This is a genomic window from Rhizobium sp. BK049, assembly GCF_014193135.1.
In the GTDB taxonomy this organism is placed as follows: Bacteria; Pseudomonadota; Alphaproteobacteria; order Rhizobiales; family Rhizobiaceae; genus Rhizobium.
On the sequence record NZ_JACHYV010000018.1, the window covers coordinates 51,865 to 71,637 of the forward strand.

Genomic DNA, 19,773 nt, shown 5'->3' on the forward strand with positions numbered 1-19,773 from the left:
TCAGACAATGCGGGGGCGTTTGGCAAGCATCGGAGCCCGGGAAAGCGTGCTTTCCGAAGGCTGGAATCTGATCCTGACGGAGCCGGGTGCCTGCGCCGTACCACACGATATTCCTCTTTCCGCGCAGTTCATCCCTGCGCCCGTTCCCGGCACGGTTGCGGCGGCGCTTGAAAAAGCCGGGCTCTTCGATCGGGAAAATCCCGAACCGTTGAATACGAAAGACGCCTGGTATCTCTGCCGGCTTTTCGATGCGGAGCCCGGCGAAGCCATCCTGCGTTTCGGCGGGCTGGCCACGATCTGCAATGTCTTCCTCAACGGTCAGGAAATCCTCTTTTCCGAAAGCATGTTCACGGCGCATGAGCTCCCGGTGACGCTTTCGGGTGGCGACGAGCTGGCGCTCTGCTTCCGGGCGCTCGCCCCCCGGTTGTCCGAACCCGGTCCGCGGGCGCGCTGGCGGCCGCAGATGATCACGCCGGCGGGCCTGAAGAATTTCCGCACGACTCTGCTCGGCCATATGCCAGGCTGGTGCCCCGATATCCACGCCGTCGGGCCATGGCGGCCGATTTCACTGGTGCAACGCGATCCCAAATCGATCGACAATGTCTGCATCCGCGCGGTACTGGAGGAAAGCGGCGCCGGCCGGCTGAGCGTTTCCTTGCATAACAATGCAGAAGACCCGGCAATGCTGCTGCGCTGCGGCGGCATGGAACAGCCTTTCGAGAAGATCGGCGAAAATCATTATTCGGCTATCCTCAAGCTGTCCGACATCGAGCCCTGGTGGCCGCATACGCACGGCACGCCACGTCTCTACGATCTGACGCTGGTTTCCGCCGGCGAGGAATATTCGCTCGGCAGCACCGGCTTCCGGCGCATCGACGTCGACCGCGGTGCGGATGGCGAAGACTTCGCGCTCCTTGTCAACGGCGAGCGTGTCTTCTGCCGCGGCGCGGTCTGGACGACCGCCGATATTGCGCAGCTGCCGGGCGGGCGCGCGGATTATGAGCCGTTCTTGCGGCTTGCCTGCCAAGCCGGCATGAACATGATCCGCATCGGCGGCACCATGGCCTATGAGACGCCCGATTTCTTTGCGCTCTGCGACGAGCTCGGTCTGCTCGTGTGGCAGGATTTCATGTTCGCCAATTTCGACTATCCGCGCAACGACAAGGCTTTCCTCGGCCATGTGCATGCCGAGGTTGAGGAATTCCTGCACGGCGTCCAGGCGTCGCCTTCGCTCGCGGTTCTCTGCGGCGGCAGCGAGATTCATCAGCAGGCGGCGATGCTCGGCCTGCCCATGGAATTTTGGAGCGGACCGGTGACCGAGGAAATCATCCCGGCCATCGCCGCGCGCATGCGTCCCGACGTGCCCTATGTGCCGAATTCGCCCTATGGCGGAGCGATGCCGTTTTCGCCCAATTCCGGCATCGCGCATTATTACGGGGTCGGCGCCTATATGCGGCCGATTGCCGATGCCCGCCGCGCCGATGTGCGCTTTGCCTCCGAAAGCCTCGCCTTTGCGCATGTGCCGCAGCAAAGGACGCTCCAGCGCCATCTCGATGTGCCCGCCGTCCACAGCCCGCTGTGGAAGGCGCGTGTGCCCCGCGATCGCAGCGCATCCTGGGATTTCGAGGATGTTCGCGACTATTATTTGAAGCTTCTTTACGATTTCGACCCGGCCCGGCTGCGCCGCGAAGATCAGGAGCGCTACCTCGATCTTTCCCGCGCCGTGACCGGCGAGGTGATCGAAGAGACCTTCGCCGAGTGGCGGCGCAAGGGCTCCGGCTGCAACGGAGCACTCGTCTGGACGCTTCAGGATCTGCTGCCCGGCCCCGGCTGGGGCGTGATCGATTCCACCGGCGAACCGAAACCTGTCTGGTATGCGATGCGCCGAGCCTTCCGGCCGGTTCAGGCGATCTTCACCGATGAGGGAACCAACGGTCTCGACGTGCATGTCGTCAACGAGACGGACACCGACCTCGACCTGGAACTCGAGGTCTTCTGCCTCAGTGATGGAAAACAGCAGGTCGTCAGTGGCAACATGGCTTTCAAGCTGGCTGCAAGAAGCGCCGAACGCTTTGCCACCACCGCGCTGTTCGGCGCCTTCTTCGATACGACCTATGCCTTCCGTTTCGGCCCGCCGGCCCATGATGCCAGTGTGGCGCGCCTGCGCTCCCTCGCCGATGGCGTCGTTCTCGCGGAAAGCTTCCATTTCCCCTGCGGACGCGGAAAGGCCCTGCACGACGCCAGCATCGAGGCGTCACTCGGCAGAGACGGCGACAGCTGGGTCATCGATCTCTGGACCGACCGGCTGGCGCAATCCGTGCATATCGACGCCGAAGGCTACAGGGCCGACGACGACTGGTTCCACCTTGCTCCCGGCCGAGTACGGCGCGTGAAGCTCTCCGCGCTCTCCGGCACTGACGGCGATGTCCCGCCAACGGGTGAAATCAGAAGTCTAGGCAGTTCGCGTCGCGTCGGGTTCGCGGGCTGAGGCTCGCAGGGAACAATGCAAGCTCACCGGAAAGATCGTGATTTGAGAAGGATATACCGCTATCTACGCGCCCATCTCCTGCAGCGGCTGATCCCGCGGTCGCGTCTCGCCTTCAATCCGCGCAAGCCGATCGAAATCATCGGCTATTTCTCGATGCCCGTTGGTGTCGGTGAATCGGCAAGGCTTTGTGCCGGGGCGCTTTCCCAAGCGGGACGGGCGATTTCGCTCTCAGACGCCAGCACGCGTCCGGATGAAAAATCCTTTGACGGCTGGGTGTCGTCGGACCTTCCGGCCGAACCGCCGGGAAGCCGTATCTGGCATCTCAACCCGCCGATGCTGCCGCGCGCCATCCTGAAGATGGGTGTCGCCAATTTCACCCGCGCCTTCAACATCGGCTATTTCGCCTGGGAGCTTGAAGTCGCGCCGGCGGAGTGGCGCAACGGGTTGCGCTACATGAATGCCGTCTTCGTACCCTCGGAATTCACCAGACGGACGATTGCACCGCTGACGTCGGCGCCCGTCATCGTGGTTCCGCATCCCGTCACCGAGAAGCCGGCCGCAGAGGGCATACGGGAGAAGTTCGGCATCGAGAAAGATGCCTTTCTCGTCAGCTTCATCTTCAGCGCCGGCTCCTCGATCAACCGGAAGAACCCGCAAGCCGTTATCGAAGCCTTCAGACTGTTCAGCGCCGAATGCCAGAGCGCCTTTCTGCTGATGAAGGCGAGCGGCGATATCGGCAAGGATCAGGGATTACGCGAACTGATTGCTTCGGTCGCTGGCGATAGCCGTATCCGGATCATCACCGACAAGCTCTCGAACGCCGAGATCAATGGCCTCATCCGCTCTTCCAATGCCTATCTCTCGCTGCATCGCTCGGAAGGTTTCGGGCTGACGGTTGCCGAGGCGATCATGCATCGTACCCCTGTCATATCAACCGCTTGGTCGGGCACGGAAGATTTCTGCGACCCCGAGAACAGCTGGCTGGTCGCCTCTCCCCTTATCCCTGTCGTCGATTCCCATCCTGAATTTGCGGGGCTGCCGGGCGCGGTTTGGGCGGATCCCTCTCCCGAAATCGCGGCTGCGCATCTCGGCGATATCTTCCGTGCGCCCGAGCGCGCACGAGAGAAGGCCGGCAAGGCGCGCGAGTTCCTGCTGCGCTACCTCGCAGAGAATAGTTATGAGAAGGCGCTCCAGAAGCTGGCGGCGATGCAGGCGAGCTAAGGTGAGGTCACCACTCCGCTTTATTTTAACATTTTCGCATTAGTGATGACGGGCATGCGGCCGCAAAGCATGTTGCGCAAAAGTGTGCAGCGGTTTTGCGATAACGACATGCGTAAAACAAAAACCTAAAGCGCGAGGAGCGAATCTGAAAGATCGCGACGCGCTTTAGGCTGATCCCCGCGGATGGACAGATGTCGAAGGGTATTATCGCAAATTCGGTGATGAATGCGGCGGCAGGCATGCTGCTGCTGCTGACGGGCTTCGTCTCCTCGATCATCACCGCGCGCCTGCTTGGGCCGGAGGCCAACGGCATCGTCGCCTTCTCGCTGTGGCTGGTGATGACGGGCGCCTCGATCGCCGAACTGGGCTCCAGCATCACGCTGCTGAAGACCCTGCCGCAGCTTTCGGCGGAGGGCTATGACGCGCGCCGCCGGCGAGGCTTTGCCGCCATCCTCATCAGCTTCATGATGTTTTCGACAGTGCTGCTGCTGGCGCTCTACGCCCTGTTCTTCCTGACTTCGGAGGAGATGCACTGGGCAGAAACCGCGCCCTCCGTTGCGCTCGTCACCGGCGCGCTGTTTTTCATCCAGGCGATCGGATCTTTCGTCAAATTCTACCTGATCGGCGAAAAGAAGCTCGGCAGCTTCTTCAAGCTGACCGTCGCCGTCTCGATAATCCAGCTCGCCGGGGTCGCCACCGGCGCCGTGCTCTATGGCGTCGAGGGCGTTCTCGTCGGTTATGCGCTCGGCCAGCTCGTGCTGTTTTTCGCCACACTGCCGATCCTTCTGGCGCGGCGCGACTGGTGCGGGGTTTCACTCAAGTACCTCGCCTCCTCCTCCATCATCCTGTCGATCCAGTTCATCATCGATTCTATCTTCCTCAACCGTCTCGAACTGCTCTTCCTGCAGCAGTTCTGGTCGGTGGAAATGGTCGGCTATTATGCGGTCGGCCTGTCGATTGCCAATATCGCGCTGCAACTGCCGATCCAGATGACCGGCAGCCTGCTGCCCTATTATTCCGAACGGCGGCACAGCAGCGACGATTCGACCTTGCCGGTCGAGGTCTTCGCCGCCGTCACCCGCAGCATGGCCTATATCGTGCTGCCGATGAGCCTCGGGCTTGCTGCCATCTCCAGCGAACTGGTGCTCGTCGTGTTCGGGGAAGCCTTCCGCCGCAGCGGAACGGTAGTCGCGCTGCTCGCGCTCGTCGCTCCCGCCTACACATTCATGCAGATCCTCAGCCTCTATCTGCTGTCGATGGACAAGGCCCGCTCCCGCCTCAACATCAGTGTGATAGGTGGCATCCTCATGGTAGCGGGTTGTTTACTGATCATACCTAGGCTTGCCGCCGAGGGGGCCGCAATCGTACGCATTCTCGTGTTCGTTGCGATGTCGGTGATGATGATCAGACAGACAGGATTCGGGTCCCAGCTTTCGGGTCTCTACGCAAGCCTGACGAAGGTGACGCTCGCCTCCGTCTTGTGCGCCTGCGCGGCGATTTCAGTGCTGGAATTCGTCCATGGCCCGATCGGTCTTATCTTCGCGATAATCGCCGGCACGATTGCGCATTTCGCCGCACTCCGAGTGCTGCGCGCCGTGCCCGTCGAGGATGTTGAGGTGATGCGTTCCATTGTCGAAAAAATGCCGTCGGCACTGCGGCGGCAGGTCAGCCGCGTAATCGACTTCATTGCACCGGGGCGCCCCGGCGATCCAGACCGTGCCAAGGTGGCGCCCGGCGAATTTTCGCCCGAACCGGCTGAGGGTGCCGGACGCAGCGCCGCCCTGCCCGTTGTCTTCGATGGGACGATCGGGCTGTTCATGCCTGAGAATCCTGAATCTGCCAAGCGCTCGGCCGCGGTCCTTTTCGTCAGTCCATGGGGCTTCGAGGAGATGTGCAGCCGCAAGTTCTTCCGGGTCGCGGCTGAACATTTCTCCGATATAGGCGTGCCCAGTCTGCGCTTCGATTATCGCGGCACCGGCGATGCGCTCGATTTTGGTGCGCTGCCGGCAAGGCTGGAAACCTGGGAAAACTCCATCCGCGCGGCGGCCGCCAAGCTGAAATCGCTTACCGGCTGCGACCGCATCATCCTGATCGGCCAAGGTCTCGGCGCGACCCTTGCCCAGCGGATCGGCTCCTCGATCGAGGGCGTCGATAGCCTCGTCATGCTGGCGCCGGTGCTGAGCGGCCGCGCCTATCTGCGTGAGCTCAACATGTGGTCGAAGATCATCGACGCCGATCTCGGCCTCGGCCATGAGCATGTGCAGGCTGCAAAGGTGCAGATCGCCGGGCTCGTCATGCCGGAAGAGATCGCCGCCGAGCTCGGCAAGCTCAACATCGTCGCGCCGCAGGGGCTGGCGGCGTCCCGCTATCTGATCCTCGAACGCCCTGTCAGGGCCGAAGATACCGGCTTTGCCGATGCGCTGCAGGCGCTTGGCGCCAATGTCGAGCAGAAAGTGTTCGACGGCTATGACGAACTCGTCACCAATCCGCTCTTCGCCAAGACACCCATGGCTGTCGTCGAGCTTTTGACGGCCTGGCTGAAGACGGCGACCGCGGAGACATCCGCCGCTCATTCGCCGGCCGCGATCGAAACCATCCCGCTTGCCGGCGACGGTTTCCTGGAAACGCCGGTGCGTTTCGGAAGTCACGATCATCTGGTCGGTGTCGTCAGCCGACCGCTTGGCGAGATCAGGGGCAATGCCGTGCTCTTCCTGTCGACCGCCTATGACCGGCATGCCGGCTGGGGACGGACGACGGTGGACATGGCACGCGAACTCGCGCGCCATGGCGTCGTTTCGCTGCGCTTTGATTCCGCCAATGTCGGCGACAGCCCGCCGCGGCCGGATGCGCCGGAGCAGGTACTGTATTCGATGACGCAGACCGCCGATGCGATCGCCGCGCTCGATCTGCTCGAAAATGTCGTTGCTGGCCCTATCATGGTCGCCGGCCGCTGCAGCGGCGGCTATGTAGCTTTCCGCGCCGGCGTCGCCGACGAGCGGCTGAAGGCGGTCGTCTCGATCAATCCCTTCGTCTATTACTGGGATCCGAAGGTGCCGGTGCGCCGCGAGCATGTCGTCTCCGTTCCCCGCAGCCTCGACGATTACGGCCAGCGCCTGGCGCGGCTCGACACGTTGAAGCGGCTGCTGCGCGGTCAAGTCGACGTGGTGTCTGCGCTGCGCAATATCGTCATCGCCGGTGGCCGGCGGCTGTCGCCCTTCGTCGCGCCATTGCTCGAACTGCTTCCCGACCGGCGCCATATTGCCCGTGAGATCCGGCAGTCCTTCGCGCTGTTCGGCAAGCGAAAGGTGCCGCTGACACTGATCTACAGCGAAGGCGACGTCGGCCTCGACCATGTCTATTTCCATTTCGGCCCGCGCGGCGCCAGGCTTTCCCGCTATCCGAACGTGCGACTGCTGATGCTGCCTGATGCCGACCACAATCTGACGCCGCCGCAATCGCGCAAATTCGTCCTCGACGAGATCATTCGTCTCGCGCGGGCGTAAGCGGATCTTCTGTCGGGGTAGGTCAGCGGCTTTCCGCGGCGGCGATATCAAGCGATCTGTAGAGATCGATGTAACGCCCGGCGACGATATCCCAGGAATAGCCGCGCACGGCGTCGAGAAGCTCAGAGCGAAGGACATCCGGTCGGCCCGCAAGGCTGTCATAGGCGGATTCCACGGCGGTCGCGGCACTCTCCGGACTGGTGAAATCGGAAAGCCTGATGACGCGGTGCCGATCGGCGAGCGTTTGAAAGGCGTCGTTGGCGTTCAGCACCGGCAGCAGGCCGGCACTCATCGCCTCCAGCGCGACCAGGCCGAAACCCTCATATTCCGAAGCGGAGGCGAAGAGTGAAGCCGCAGTGATGATCCGGCGGATGGTCTCATTGTCTGGCGACACATGCAGGGTGACGCGGCCGGTCAGGTCCCGGCTTTCGATCTCGCCTTCGATATCCACCCGGTTCAGGTCGGATTCGGCCCCGACAATGTCGAGATGCCATTCCGGATCGCGGCTCTTCAGAACTGCTATCACGTCGAGCAGATGGTCCAGCCGCTTGTTCACTGAAAATCGGCCGATGGTGACGATGCGGCGTCTTGCGCGACGCGAGGCGGTGTCGGCGAACTTGCCGATATCGGCGCCGTTCTCGACCAGCACGCTGTCCGGCACGATTTCGGAAAACTGCTTGAGATCGGAGGCGCTGCAGCAAACCACACGGCGATAGGCCCTCGCCGAGGCGCGGGTCAGCGTGCGGAACCATATCTTCTTGATCGCCGCATATTTCCGGGTGTGGAAGAAACCGCCATGGGTGGTGACGATCATCGGTTTGCCGTGCAGCATCCGGCCCCAGGCGAGCGCATCGAAGAAGAAGTCGACGGCATGGACATGCACGAGATCGGCATCGCCGAGATGGCGAAAAACCTGCGGCGCCAGCGGATAACGGCTGCTGCCGGACCACGGAATGCGCACCACATCGATGCCGTCGATATTTTCGCGCGACGGCAGCCTGTCCTCTGGCGCGGTAAACAGGGAGTTCAGCGTAACGACACGGACACGATAGCCACGCCGAAGGGTCTGGCGGCTGAGATTGGCGACGACGTCTTCCAGGCCGCCGCGATTGGGCAGGAACTGGCGCACGACATGGACGATCAGCGGAGCCGTTTGCGGCCGCGGATTCTCGCGCACCCTGTCTGCCTCGACGATCGCCATTTTCTACCTATCGCTGCGTATGCCAAACGCGTGTTGACGCGGATTTATAGCAACGACCAGATATCTCAGGCGTTAAGGCGTGGTTTCAGCGACGTCCTGCGGAGGCGATTCTTCGCAACAGGGTTAATCGTGTCTGACGGTGTTCAGAAGGCTTTGAAGGTGAGGGTCGTCAGCGACCGGACGATGCCAGGAATATTGGCGATATTGTCGTTGATGAACTTGCCGATGTCCTGGCCTTCCTCGATGTAGACCTTCAACAGCAGGTCGTAATCGCCGCTCGTTGAATAGAGCTCCGAGACCAGCTCGGTCTGGTAGATGGCGTCGGCGACCTCATAGGTCTTGCCGGGGGCGCATTGGAGCTGGACGAAGATCGGTTTCATGGAGATTTCCTGCAAAGTTGTTTGGCGCGCATAATGGTCGAAAGCGCCATGCCGATGCAAGCCGTTCCTCACACGGTCCCTCCGGCCGCCGCTTCGCAGACGATCCAGTCGCGAAAGGCGGCAAGCGGCGCATAATCGGCGCGCTCGCTGGGACAGGCGAGATAATAGCGCTCGCGGCTCTCCATCTCCCGGTCGACGGCGGCGACGAGATCGCCGCGCTTGAGTTCTTCCTGCATCAGGAATGTCGGCAACAAGGCGACACCGAGGCCGGCGATCGCCGCTTGCGCTGCGGTGGCGAACTGATCGAAGAGCATACCGTGCACGCTTTCGAAGGAAACGCCGTTGCCGGCGAACCATTGCTCCCAGGCATCGGGGCGCGTGGTCAGATGCAGGAGTGGAACGGCAAGCAGGTCCTCTGGCTGCGAAATCCTGTGCTGTTTCAGAAAATCAGGGCTGCAGGCCGGCACCGTACGCTCCGACATCAGCAAGGTGAGTTCCGCGCCAGGCCAGTGCGGGTGGCCGAAATGGATCGCGGCGTCAATCGAATCGAGCCGGAAGTCAAAGGGTGAAAGACGGGTCGCGAGATTGATCGTTACGCCGGGATTGGCGCTGAGAAAGCGCCCCAAGCGTGGCGCCAGCCAGCGCGTGCCGAAGGTCGGCAGGATGGCGAGAGTGAGCGTGCCGCCATGCGGGTTGGCGCGCAGGTTCAGTGAGGCGCTCGAGATCCGGCGCAGCGCCTCGCGAATCTCGCGGGCATAACTGTCGCCGGCCAGCGTCAGCCGCATGGTCTGGCGTTCACGCAAGAAGAGCTCGACTCCAAGCTGCTCCTCCAACGCGCTGACCTGACGGCTGACGGCGCTCTGCGTCAGGTCGAGTTCGCGCGCCGCCGCCGTCACGCTGCCTGTGCGGGCGACCGCCTCGAAGGCGGCGAGATGTGAAATCGACGGCAGAAAACGCCTTGAAGCGAGCATGATCATTCCGTTTCAGAATGAGCTATTTCCGAAATGTCGATATTTCCGCCTTTGCGGTGCTTGTAAAGAGTTTCATCCTGCAAAATCGGAATGAGCCGGAGCCTTAGATGCCACAAGCCTTCATTTCAACAGATCGTATCCGCTCGCTCTTCACCGACGCGATGTCGCAGATGTACCGGACGGAGGTGCCGCAATATGGCACGCTGATCGAGCTCGTGGCGGATGTGAATGCCGGTTGCCTCGAAAGCAATCCGGATCTGCGCGAACGCCTGGCCCGCGCCGGCGAGCTGGAACGCATCGATGTAGAGCGTCACGGCGCCATCCGCCTCGGTACGGCGGAAGAGCTTTTCACCATCCGCCGGCTGTTTGCCGTCATGGGCATGCAGGCGGTCGGCTATTACGATCTTTCGGTCGCCGGCGTGCCGGTTCATTCCACCTGCTTCCGTCCGATCGACGAGGCGGCGCTCAACATCAATCCGTTCCGCGTCTTCACCTCTCTGCTGCGCCTGGAACTGATCGAGGATGAAAGCCTGCGGCGGGAGGCCGAGGCCATTCTGGCCAAGCGGCGCATCTATACGCCGCGTGCCATCGCGCTGATCGAGCGTCACGAGCAGAATGGCGGCCTGACCGAGGCGGAAGCGACTGAATTCGTCGCCGAGGCGCTTGAAACCTTCCGATGGCACGGCGAAGCCACCGTCAGTGCCGAAACCTACAAGCGCCTGCACGACGCGCATCGGCTGATCGCCGATGTCGTCAGCTTCAAGGGGCCGCACATCAACCACTTGACGCCGCGCACGCTCGATATCGATGCGGTGCAGGCCCGCATGCCGGAACGCGGCATCACTCCGAAGGCAGTCATCGAAGGGCCGCCGCGCCGGCAGTGCGATATCCTGCTGCGGCAGACGAGCTTTAAGGCGCTGGAGGAGGCGATCGTCTTCTCGGGTGACGAGGGTGCGGTCCAGGGCACGCATACCGCCCGCTTCGGCGAGATCGAACAGCGCGGCGTGGCGTTGACGGCCAAGGGCCGGGCGCTCTACGACCGACTGCTTGCCTCGGTTCGCGGCGAAGTGCAGGTCGGCGCCGGCGGCGCCAAAGCCGGCGCCTATGACCAGGAACTGGCTGAGCGCTTCAAGGCGCTGCCGGACAGCTGGGATGAGCTGCGCGGCCAGGATCTCGCCTTCTTTCGTTATTCCGCCACGCCCGCGGGCATTGCCGCCGCGATCGCCGGGACCTTGCCGCGCGATCCCGAAGCGCTCCTCGCCAAGGGCTATCTCGCTTTCGCGCCGATCGTCTATGAAGACTTCCTGCCCGTCAGCGCGGCCGGGATCTTCCAGTCGAATCTCGGCACCGATCAGCAGCAGAATTATGCGACACGATCGAACCGCGACGCCTTCGAGACCGCACTCGGAGCGACCGTTCAGGACGAGCTGGCGCTTTACGCGGAACGGCAGGCCGCATCGCTGGATGCCGCGATGAAGGCGCTCGGGCTCGCGGATCTGCAGCTGAGGACCGTTGCGTGAAATCACCGCTTCAACCCCTGTTCTTATGCGCTAGAGTACACCGGTTTCATCCGATCGGACTGTGCCATGCTGAATGATCCGCGCTCCCACGGCCTCTGGGAAAAGACCGCAGGCGAACCGCCGGCGACCTCGCCTCTCCAAGGCGCGGTATCGGCCGACGTCGTCATCGTCGGTGGCGGCTATACCGGTCTCTCCGCTGGCCTGCATCTCGCCGAGGCCGGTTCGAAGGTGGTGCTGCTGGAGGCGAAGGAGATCGGCTTCGGCGGTGCGGGGCGCAATGTCGGTCTGATCAATGCCGGCATGTGGGTGATGCCCAACGACCTCCCCGGTGTGCTCGGCCCAGTCCATGGCGAACGGCTGCTCGATTTGCTCGGAAATGCGCCGAAGCTCGTCATGGAACTGATCGACAAACATGGGATCGCCTGCGAACTCGAGCGCAACGGCACGCTGCACTGCGCCGTCGGCGCCGAGGGGCTGAAGGAGATCGAGGAGCGCGCGGCGCAATGGTCGGCCCGCGGCGCGCCCGTCGCACTGCTGGATGCGGCTGAGACGGCCAAGCGCATCGGCAGCGAGGCTTATGCCGGTTCGCTGCTCGATCTGCGCGCCGGAACGCTGCAGCCGCTTGCCTATGCACGCGGCCTCGCCCATGCCGCCGTCAAGGCAGGCGTCGCCATTCATACATCGAGCCCCGTGACCGCAACGGAGCGACAAGGCAGCCGCTGGGCCGTGAAGACGGACGGCGGCGAGACCATCGCAGACTGGATCATCGTTGCGACCGATGCCTACAGCACAGGCCCCTTCGAGCAGGTGCGCAACGAGCAGGTCTACCTGCCCTATTTCAATTTCGCCACCGCACCGCTCGGCCACAATCTTCGTCAGTCGATCCTGCCGGGCCGGGAAGGCGCGTGGGACACCAAGGACATTCTCTCCTCCTTCCGCATGGATCGGGCTGGGCGCCTCGTCTTCGGCAGCGTCGGCGCGCTGCGCAATACCGGGCTTGCCGTGCACAAGGGCTGGGCCAAGCGCGCCTTGAAGCGGCTCTTCCCCGTTATCGGCGACGTCGAATTCGAATGCGAATGGTACGGCCAGATCGGCATGACCGACAATGCGCTGCCGCGCTTCCACAAATTCGCCCCCAATGTCATCGGCTTTTCGGGCTATAATGGCCGCGGCATAGCCCCGGGCACGGTCTTCGGCCGCACATTGGCTGAGCATATTCTCGGCCGGCTAGCCGAGGCCGATCTGCCGCTGCCGCTGACGTCACCCACCGAGCCGAGCTTCCGTGCGCTCAAGGAACTATGGTACGAAGCCGGCGCTCAGGTCGCCCATTTCGCCGATGCCCGCCTCTGAGAACCGACAAGCGCTTCTGAGAACAATAAGATTGGAAACACGACAATGACCATCGCCGTCCTCGATCTCGCCACCGAAACCGCCAAGCTGCTTGCCGAACTCGGCGTCGATGCCGGCCGCCATCAGGGCGGCACGCTGTCCGTCTCCTCGCCGGTCACCGGCAAGGAGATCGGCAGACTGAGAGAACATTCCGTTTCCGAAACGAAAACGGCGATCGAAGAAGCGCACAAGGCTTTCCTGGAATGGCGTAATGTGCCGGCGCCAAAGCGCGGCGAGCTGATCCGCCTGCTCGGCGAGGAGCTGCGCAGCGCCAAGACGGCGCTCGGCCGCCTCGTCTCGATCGAAGTCGGCAAGATCACCTCCGAAGGCCTCGGCGAGGTTCAGGAGATGATCGACATCTGCGATTTCGCCGTCGGCCTGTCGCGTCAGCTCTATGGCCTGACGATTGCCACCGAGCGATCCGAACACCGGATGATGGAAAGCTGGCATCCGCTCGGTGCCATCGGCATCATTTCCGCCTTCAACTTCCCGGTCGCCGTCTGGTCGTGGAATGCAGCGCTGGCAATGGTCTGCGGCAATTCCACCGTCTGGAAACCCTCGGAAAAGACGCCACTGACCGCCCTTGCCGTGCAGGCGCTGTTCGAAAAGGCCCTGAAGCGCTTCGTCGCCGAGGGCGGCAAGGCGCCGGCCAATCTCTCCACCCTGATCATCGGCGGCCGTGAGGTCGGCGAGGTGCTGGTCGACCACCCTAAAATCCCGCTGGTTTCCGCCACCGGCTCGACGGCCATGGGCCGCGCCGTCGGCCCGCGCCTGTCGCAGCGTTTTGCCCGCGCCATACTCGAACTCGGCGGCAACAATGCCGCGATCGTCTGCCCGAGCGCCGACCTCGACCTGACGCTGCGTGGCGTCGCCTTCTCCGCCATGGGCACGGCCGGCCAGCGCTGCACGACACTGCGCCGTCTCTTCGTCCATGAAAGCGTCTACAACAAGCTGGTGCCGCGCCTGCAGAAGGCCTACGGCTCCGTCACCATCGGCAATCCGCTGGAGACCGGCACACTGGTGGGCCCGCTGATCGACGGTCAGGCTTTCGAGAAGATGCAGGCGGCGCTCGGCGAGGCAAAGGCGGCCGGCGGCAAGGTGACCGGCGGCGAACGCGTCGACAATGGTTCGGCCGATGCCTTCTACGTTCGCCCGGCGCTGGTCGAAATGCCCGATCAGATCGGCCCGGTCGAGCACGAGACCTTCGCGCCCATTCTCTACGTCATGAAATACAGCGATTTCACTGCGGTGCTGGACTTGCACAATGCCGTGCCGCAGGGATTGTCGTCGTCGATCTTCACCAACGACATGCGCGAGGCGGAAACCTTCGTTTCGGCGCGCGGCTCGGATTGCGGTATCGCCAACGTCAACCTCGGGCCTTCGGGCGCCGAAATCGGCGGCGCCTTCGGGGGCGAAAAAGAGACCGGCGGCGGACGCGAATCCGGCTCGGATGCCTGGAAGGCCTATATGCGCCGCGCGACCAACACGATCAATTACGGCAGCACGCTGCCGCTTGCGCAGGGTGTCAAGTTCGACGTCGAATAAGCACAATCTCAACAAAGGCGACACTGGGCCCAGCGTCGCCTTTTTGGCTCGATCGAGATTTATTCCCTCGCAATCTGAAATATTGGGTCAAGATTTTGTGATGCTTTTTTCTCAGCGACGAAACTTGAAATAGCCAGTCAAGAAAAATATACGCCTCTTACCCTGTTGGGGTGACATCGCCATGGAGGCCCTCATGATTACTGCTGTTAACCGTTTTTCCCACGTGCTGGCGCTCGCCGCTTCGCTTCTCTCCACCACTGTGCTCGCAGGCAGCGCCAATGCGCAGGATGAAGGTCTCGTCGTCTACAATGCGCAGCACGAAAGCCTGGGCCGCGAATGGATCGATGCCTTTACCAAGGAGACCGGCATCAAGGTCACCATGCGCCAGGGCGGCGACATGCAGTTCGCCAACCAGATCATTCAGGAAGGCGACGCATCCCCCGCCGATGTTTTCCTGACCGAGAATTCGCCGGCCATGACGCTGGTAGACGGCGCCGGCCTCTTCGCCCCGGTCGAAAAGGAAACGCTGGATCAGGTGCCGGAGCACTATCGTCCGGCCGACGGCATGTGGACCGGCATTGCCGCCCGCTCTACCGTCTTTGCCTATGACAAGACGAAGCTCAGCGAAGACAAGCTGCCGAAGTCGCTGCTCGACCTCGCCGACCCCGCCTGGAAGGGCCGCTGGGGTGCATCGCCCGCCGGCGCCGACTTTCAGGCCATCGTCGCCGCGCTGCTGCAACTGAAGGGTGAAGATGCCACCAAGGCATGGCTGAAGGGGCTCAAGGACAATGCGACGCCCTACAAGGGCAACAGCGTTGCCATGAAGGCGGTCAATTCAGGTGAAGTCGAAGGCGCGGTCATCTATCACTACTACTGGTTCGGCGATCAGGCGAAGACCGGCGAAAACAGCAAGAATGTCGGCATGCATTACTTCAAGAATCAGGATCCGGGCGCTTTCATCAGCGTTTCGGGCGGCGGCGTCCTGAAGTCCACGCAGCACATGAAGGAAGCGCAGGCTTTCCTGAAATTCGTCACCAGCAAGGCAGGCCAGGCGGTTCTGAAGAACGGCTCGTCCTATGAATATGCCGTTGGCAAGGACGCCCCTTCCAATGACAAGCTCGTTCCGCTTGCCGACCTCAACGCGCCGAAGGTCGAAGCCTCGACGCTGGACAGCAAGAAGGTCGTGGAACTGATGACCGCGGCAGGTCTGATCTAGGCTTTCTGCGTGTCGCTGCACCTGTGCGGGAGAAGCGTCGGGCTTTCTGCCGCAGGTTGCAGCAGCCAAAACTATTGCTTTTGGCTCAAGAAAACCTTAGGGCATGACGGGATCGGGCAACTGTCTTTCCAAGACGGTTGCCTTCCTTTTTCAGCGTATGAAGGCATCGGCCTTGCTGCAGGACAACAGATTTTTCGTCGCCGGCAACGAGGCGCCGGTCGCGCCGAAGCGCGCGCGAATGATATTGCCGCGCCGGCGCATGCCGCACGCGCCCGTGATGCTACTCGCCACCGTCATCGCGATCTTCAGTCTCGTGCCGCTCGGCTTCATCGGCTGGATAACTTACGATGTTGGCTGGGAGACGGTGAAAACACTCGTCTTCCGGGCCCGTGTCGGCGAACTCCTCATCAATACGGTTCTTTTGGAATCGATCACCATCCCGCTGTCGATGGCGCTGGCCGTGACGCTTGCCTGGCTGACCGAACGAACGGATATACCGTTCGCCAGGCTCTGGGCCTGGCTGGCGATCGCGCCGCTCGCGGTGCCGGCCTTCGTGCACAGCTATGCCTGGGTCAGCCTTATCCCCGGCATGCACGGCCTTGAGAGCGGCGTCTTCGTTTCTGTCCTCGCTTACTATCCCTTTCTCTATCTGCCGGTTGCCGCAGCGTTGCGCCGTCTCGACCCGGCCATCGAGGATGCCGCCGCCTCCCTTGGTCTCGACCCCTGGCGCGTCTTCTTCCGAACCGTGCTGCCGCAGTTGAGGTTTGCCATTTGCGGCGGGTCGCTGCTGATCGCGCTGCACCTGCTGTCGGAATACGGCCTGTTCGTCATGATCCGGTTCGACACTTTCGCCACCGCGATCGTCGACCAGTTCCAATCCTCCTACAACAGCCCGGCCTCCAACATGCTCGGCGGTGTACTCGTTGCCTGCTGCCTTTTCCTGCTTGGCCTCGAAGTGCTGCTGCGCGGCAACGAACGTTATGCCCGCGTCGGCTCCGGCTCGCCGCGTCCGGCCGATCGCCGGCGTCTCGGCTGGTTCGTGGGGCCGGCCATCCTGCTGCCTGTTGTCCTGGCGGTGCTGACGCTCGGCGTGCCGTTGCTGACACTCGGCCGCTGGCTCTATCTCGGCGGCAGCGAGGTCTGGCGCGTCGAAGTCGGCACCGCCTTCCTGCAGACGATGGCGCTCGCTATGGCCGGCGGCGTGCTGGCGACGATTGCCGCAGCCCCCATGGCCTGGCTTTCCGTGCGCGCGCCCGGCCGCTTTCAGCGCCTGCTCGAAGCCTGCCACTATTATGTCGGCTCGCTGCCCGGCGTCGTCGTGGCGCTGGCGCTGGTGACGATCACCGTTCGTATCGTGCTGCCGCTCTATCAGACCTTCGCAACGCTGCTCGTCGCCTATGTGATGCTTTTCCTGCCCCGGGCCATGGTCGGCCTGCGCGCCAGCATCGCCCAGGCGCCGGTGGAGCTGGAGCGCGCCGCGATGGGCCTCGGCCGCACCCCCGGCCAGGCGGTGCGGCAGATCACCATGCGGCTTGCCGCACCGGGGGCCGCTGCCAGCATCGCCCTGACCGCACTTGGCATTACCAATGAACTCACGGCGACGCTGATGCTCTCGCCAAACGGCGTCGATACGCTGGCGACGAAATTCTGGTCGCTGACGAGCGAGATCGATTATGTCTCGGCCGCCCCTTACGCCGTCATGATGGTCGTGCTGTCGCTGCCGCTCACCCTGACGCTTTATACGCAATCGAAACGGACCGCCGGCCAATGACGCTGCTTACGATCGAAAACATCAGCAAGCGCTACGGGCCTGTCCAGGCGCTGAAGGATATTTCGCTCGATGTCCAGGCCGGCAGCCGCACAGCCGTCATCGGCCCGTCCGGCTCGGGCAAGACGACCCTGCTGCGTATCATCGCCGGCTTCGAGCAGGCCGATGCCGGCAGGGTGACATTGGATGGCGACGTGCTGGCCGAGGGCCTGGCGGCGGTGCCGGCCCACAAGCGGGGCATCGGCATCGTCTCCCAGGATGGCGCGCTGTTTCCGCACTTAAGCGTGGCTGAAAATATCGGCTTCGGCTTCGAACGGGGTGCTGCCGATCGTGAGCGGCGCATCGCCGAACTGCTCGATATGGTCGAGCTCGACCGCGGCATGCTGGCGCGGCGTCCGCACCAGCTCTCCGGCGGTCAGCAGCAGCGCGTGGCGCTCGCCCGCGCCCTCGGCCGCAAGCCGCGGCTGATGCTGCTCGACGAACCGTTCTCGGCGCTCGACACCGGCTTGCGGGAAAACATGCGCAAAGCCGTCGCGCGCGTCCTTCAGGCGGCCGGCATAACCGCGGTTCTCGTGACGCACGATCAGGAAGAGGCACTGAGTTTTGCCGATCAGGTCGCGGTCCTGAGGGAAGGGCGGCTGATCCAGGCGGGATCGCCGCAAACGCTATATCTGCATCCCAGAGATCGCGAGACGGCGCTGTTCCTCGGCGATGCCGTGCTGCTTCCGGCCATCATCCGGAACGGTCTTGCCGACTGTGCTCTCGGCCATGTCGCCGTCGAAGGCAGCCGCCAGGGCAAAGCGGAAATCATGCTGCGGCCCGAGCAGATTCGCGTCATTGCCGGGGAAAGCGATCGCGACTACGGCGGACGGGTTGTCGAGGTGGAGTTCGGCGGCGCGGTCTGCACGGTCGCCGTCTCGCTCGATGGCGTTGCCCTGCCGCCGATCCGGATCAAAACCTCGAGCGTCGCCCTTCCCTCGCGAGGCGATCTCGTGCGCCTGGATATATCGGGCAAGGCACACGTCTTCGATCGCTGAGCATAATCCGTTCCGGAAAATCAGTTTCCGTCGGTTTGTGCGCTAACCGACCCTGCGCACCAGCTCTTGCGGCTCGATGTCCTCAAGCCAGCCGCCGGTAAAGCCGGCGCGCTCGAGCCCGCGGCGGATGATCGGCGATTGCCGCATCAGCTTCCAGATGAAATCGGAACGCTCGTTTTCCACGGTCATGACGATCAGGCCCTGGTCGATGCCGACGGTACGGTCGTCCACCCAACCCTCCGGACGTTTGGTCTGGACGGTCGGATTGAAGCCGCCGGGGAAGCCGCCCTCCAACAGCAGGTTCGGATAGGTGGTCAGCAGCGTCTTGGTGCCGTCGAGAGCCGCCTGCCGGTCATAGGGCAGGCAGGCAAGTGCGGCCCAGGGTGCTATCGTGCCGTCATCGGGTCCGAGCGGCGCGCCGCGTGCGGCATAACCCAGAACCTTCGGCTGCCGGCCGCCGCGCATGCGCCGGGTGGGCGGTGGGCCGTCGCAGGCCGTAAAGCCCCAGACATTCCTGTTGTAACCGACGAAACCGCCGGGATTGCGCTCGGCATAGTCGCGCTGCATGTTGATGACGACCTGGGTGTTGCGGAAATAGTCCCAGTTGCGCTCCATCATCGGTCTGTCCTGGATGCCGCGGAAATCGATCCAGGCATGCGAGAAGAGATGAATGAAAAGCGGGCCGGCATAGAGATATGGCTGCTCGCCGAACGTCATCCAGGAATAGCTCGATGTGAAGGCGTCGTAGCTCGACTGCGGGATGGGATGCGTCGGCGAGGCGAGCGCTAGCGCATAAAGGATGATCGCCTCGTCGAAGCCGTGATAACGCCAGCGCAGGAAGCCCGACGAAGGCTTCCATCCCATGGAAATGGCGTCACCCTTGTTCAGCGCCCAGCGCCAGTCGACGCGTTCGTAGATGAAGGTCGCGAGCTGACGGATTTCGATCTCCGTCTCGTCGTCTCCGCGATTGAAATATTGCGCTGAGGTCAGTACGCCGGCGATCAGCAGCGCCGTATCGATGGTCGAAAGCTCACTGTTCCAGGCGCGATTGCCGCTATCCATGTGGAGAAAATGGTAGAAGAAGCCGCGATGGCCGGTCGCATGGCGCTCTTCGCCCTGGCGCGCCTCGGCGAAGAAACGCAGCGTATTGAGCGTGCGCTCGGCTGCTTCCTTGCGGCTGATCCAGCAACGCTCGACAGCAACCGGATAGGAGGAAAGGGCAAAACCGACGGCCGCAATGCTCGCCGGCACGCCGCCGATCGAGGTATCGGCCACCAGGCCATTTTCGGGATTGGAATATTTCAGGAAGTACTTGAATGCCGAATGCTGCAACCTGTCTATGAGGGCTGCATCAATGTCTTCGATCCGCTGCAGCATAGGCTCCTACCCAACTGTTGCACCGCCCCATGCATGAACATGGTGGTCGTCCCCGGGCAAATCAAACCTTTTTGATTCGCAAGGATAAGAGAACACAAACGGAGGCGATCGGTCGTTAACAATTATCGGTGAAATAATATCTAGCATAAGTCATATA

General features: G+C 62.7%; 13 protein-coding genes. 9 read left to right on the forward strand and 4 right to left on the reverse strand.

The window, feature by feature from the left end:
- Positions 1 to 7: 7 nt before the first annotated feature.
- The 3 genes from FHT70_RS19080 to FHT70_RS19090 all read left to right on the forward strand — a co-directional run bounded on the left by FHT70_RS19080 (position 8) and on the right by FHT70_RS19090 (position 7,212).
- A complete protein-coding gene (locus tag FHT70_RS19080; protein ID WP_183703978.1) occupies positions 8 to 2,488 on the forward strand; it encodes a glycoside hydrolase family 2 protein in 2,481 nt (826 codons plus the stop codon).
- Positions 2,489 to 2,530: 42 nt separating this feature from the next.
- On the forward strand, positions 2,531 to 3,709 hold the full coding sequence (locus FHT70_RS19085) for a glycosyltransferase family 4 protein (protein WP_183703981.1): 1,179 nt from the start codon (positions 2,531 to 2,533) through the stop codon (positions 3,707 to 3,709).
- 191 nt (positions 3,710 to 3,900) lie between these two features.
- A complete protein-coding gene (locus FHT70_RS19090) occupies positions 3,901 to 7,212 on the forward strand; it encodes an alpha/beta fold hydrolase (protein WP_183703983.1) in 3,312 nt (1,103 codons plus the stop codon).
- 22 nt (positions 7,213 to 7,234) lie between these two features.
- Here FHT70_RS19090 and FHT70_RS19095 read toward each other — a convergent pair whose 3' ends face one another.
- The 3 genes from FHT70_RS19095 to FHT70_RS19105 form a co-directional block, all read right to left on the reverse strand.
- Positions 7,235 to 8,413 carry a glycosyltransferase family 4 protein gene (locus tag FHT70_RS19095; protein ID WP_183703986.1) on the reverse strand — a complete coding sequence of 393 codons (1,179 nt, stop codon included), beginning with the start codon at positions 8,411 to 8,413 and terminating at the stop codon, positions 7,235 to 7,237.
- A gap of 143 nt (positions 8,414 to 8,556) precedes the next feature.
- Positions 8,557 to 8,793 (reverse strand): Lrp/AsnC ligand binding domain-containing protein, encoded by a 237-nt coding sequence (locus FHT70_RS19100; RefSeq protein WP_003567502.1) that lies wholly within the window; start codon positions 8,791 to 8,793, stop codon positions 8,557 to 8,559.
- A gap of 68 nt (positions 8,794 to 8,861) precedes the next feature.
- Positions 8,862 to 9,770 (reverse strand): LysR family transcriptional regulator, encoded by a 909-nt coding sequence (locus tag FHT70_RS19105; RefSeq protein ID WP_183703989.1) that lies wholly within the window; start codon positions 9,768 to 9,770, stop codon positions 8,862 to 8,864.
- Positions 9,771 to 9,871: 101 nt separating this feature from the next.
- Between FHT70_RS19105 and FHT70_RS19110 the strand changes: the two genes are divergently transcribed.
- The 6 genes from FHT70_RS19110 to FHT70_RS19135 all read left to right on the forward strand — a co-directional run bounded on the left by FHT70_RS19110 (position 9,872) and on the right by FHT70_RS19135 (position 18,239).
- On the forward strand, positions 9,872 to 11,284 hold the full coding sequence (locus FHT70_RS19110) for a VOC family protein (RefSeq protein ID WP_183703992.1): 1,413 nt from the start codon (positions 9,872 to 9,874) through the stop codon (positions 11,282 to 11,284).
- A 66-nt stretch (positions 11,285 to 11,350) separates the two neighbouring features.
- On the forward strand, positions 11,351 to 12,634 hold the full coding sequence (locus FHT70_RS19115; protein ID WP_183703995.1) for an FAD-binding oxidoreductase: 1,284 nt from the start codon (positions 11,351 to 11,353) through the stop codon (positions 12,632 to 12,634).
- A gap of 45 nt (positions 12,635 to 12,679) precedes the next feature.
- Positions 12,680 to 14,218: an aldehyde dehydrogenase family protein gene (locus tag FHT70_RS19120; RefSeq protein WP_183703998.1), complete on the forward strand. Its 1,539-nt coding sequence runs from the start codon at positions 12,680 to 12,682 to the stop codon at positions 14,216 to 14,218.
- Positions 14,219 to 14,411: 193 nt separating this feature from the next.
- Entirely contained in the window at positions 14,412 to 15,434 is a 1,023-nt protein-coding gene (locus FHT70_RS19125) for an iron ABC transporter substrate-binding protein (RefSeq protein ID WP_183704001.1), read from the forward strand.
- A 103-nt stretch (positions 15,435 to 15,537) separates the two neighbouring features.
- A complete protein-coding gene (locus FHT70_RS19130) occupies positions 15,538 to 17,205 on the forward strand; it encodes an iron ABC transporter permease (RefSeq protein WP_183704004.1) in 1,668 nt (555 codons plus the stop codon).
- Positions 17,202 to 18,239 (forward strand): ABC transporter ATP-binding protein, encoded by a 1,038-nt coding sequence (locus tag FHT70_RS19135; protein WP_183704007.1) that lies wholly within the window; start codon positions 17,202 to 17,204, stop codon positions 18,237 to 18,239. The genes FHT70_RS19130 and FHT70_RS19135 overlap by 4 nt, the downstream gene beginning before the upstream one ends.
- A 42-nt stretch (positions 18,240 to 18,281) precedes the next feature.
- On the opposite strand, the gene FHT70_RS19140 is transcribed toward FHT70_RS19135, so the two are convergent.
- Complete coding sequence (locus tag FHT70_RS19140; protein WP_183704010.1) at positions 18,282 to 19,616, reverse strand: glucoamylase family protein; 1,335 nt, start codon at positions 19,614 to 19,616, stop codon at positions 18,282 to 18,284.
- Positions 19,617 to 19,773 lie beyond the last annotated feature (157 nt).

Bases quoted from the DNA above. Each gene is read 5' to 3' on its own strand.
- FHT70_RS19130 (WP_183704004.1), top strand. From the start codon at position 15,538: ATGACGGGATCGGGCAACTGTCTTTCCAAGACGGTTGCCTTCCTTTTT.
- FHT70_RS19090 (WP_183703983.1), top strand. From the start codon at position 3,901: ATGTCGAAGGGTATTATCGCAAATTCGGTGATGAATGCGGCGGCAGGC.
- FHT70_RS19095 (WP_183703986.1), bottom strand. From the start codon at position 8,413: ATGGCGATCGTCGAGGCAGACAGGGTGCGCGAGAATCCGCGGCCGCAA.
- FHT70_RS19100 (WP_003567502.1), bottom strand. From the start codon at position 8,793: ATGAAACCGATCTTCGTCCAGCTCCAATGCGCCCCCGGCAAGACCTAT.
- FHT70_RS19120 (WP_183703998.1), top strand. From the start codon at position 12,680: ATGACCATCGCCGTCCTCGATCTCGCCACCGAAACCGCCAAGCTGCTT.
- FHT70_RS19135 (WP_183704007.1), top strand. From the start codon at position 17,202: ATGACGCTGCTTACGATCGAAAACATCAGCAAGCGCTACGGGCCTGTC.
- FHT70_RS19125 (WP_183704001.1), top strand. From the start codon at position 14,412: ATGATTACTGCTGTTAACCGTTTTTCCCACGTGCTGGCGCTCGCCGCT.
- FHT70_RS19140 (WP_183704010.1), bottom strand. From the start codon at position 19,616: ATGCTGCAGCGGATCGAAGACATTGATGCAGCCCTCATAGACAGGTTG.
- FHT70_RS19110 (WP_183703992.1), top strand. From the start codon at position 9,872: ATGCCACAAGCCTTCATTTCAACAGATCGTATCCGCTCGCTCTTCACC.
- FHT70_RS19115 (WP_183703995.1), top strand. From the start codon at position 11,351: ATGCTGAATGATCCGCGCTCCCACGGCCTCTGGGAAAAGACCGCAGGC.
- FHT70_RS19105 (WP_183703989.1), bottom strand. From the start codon at position 9,770: ATGATCATGCTCGCTTCAAGGCGTTTTCTGCCGTCGATTTCACATCTC.
- FHT70_RS19080 (WP_183703978.1), top strand. From the start codon at position 8: ATGCGGGGGCGTTTGGCAAGCATCGGAGCCCGGGAAAGCGTGCTTTCC.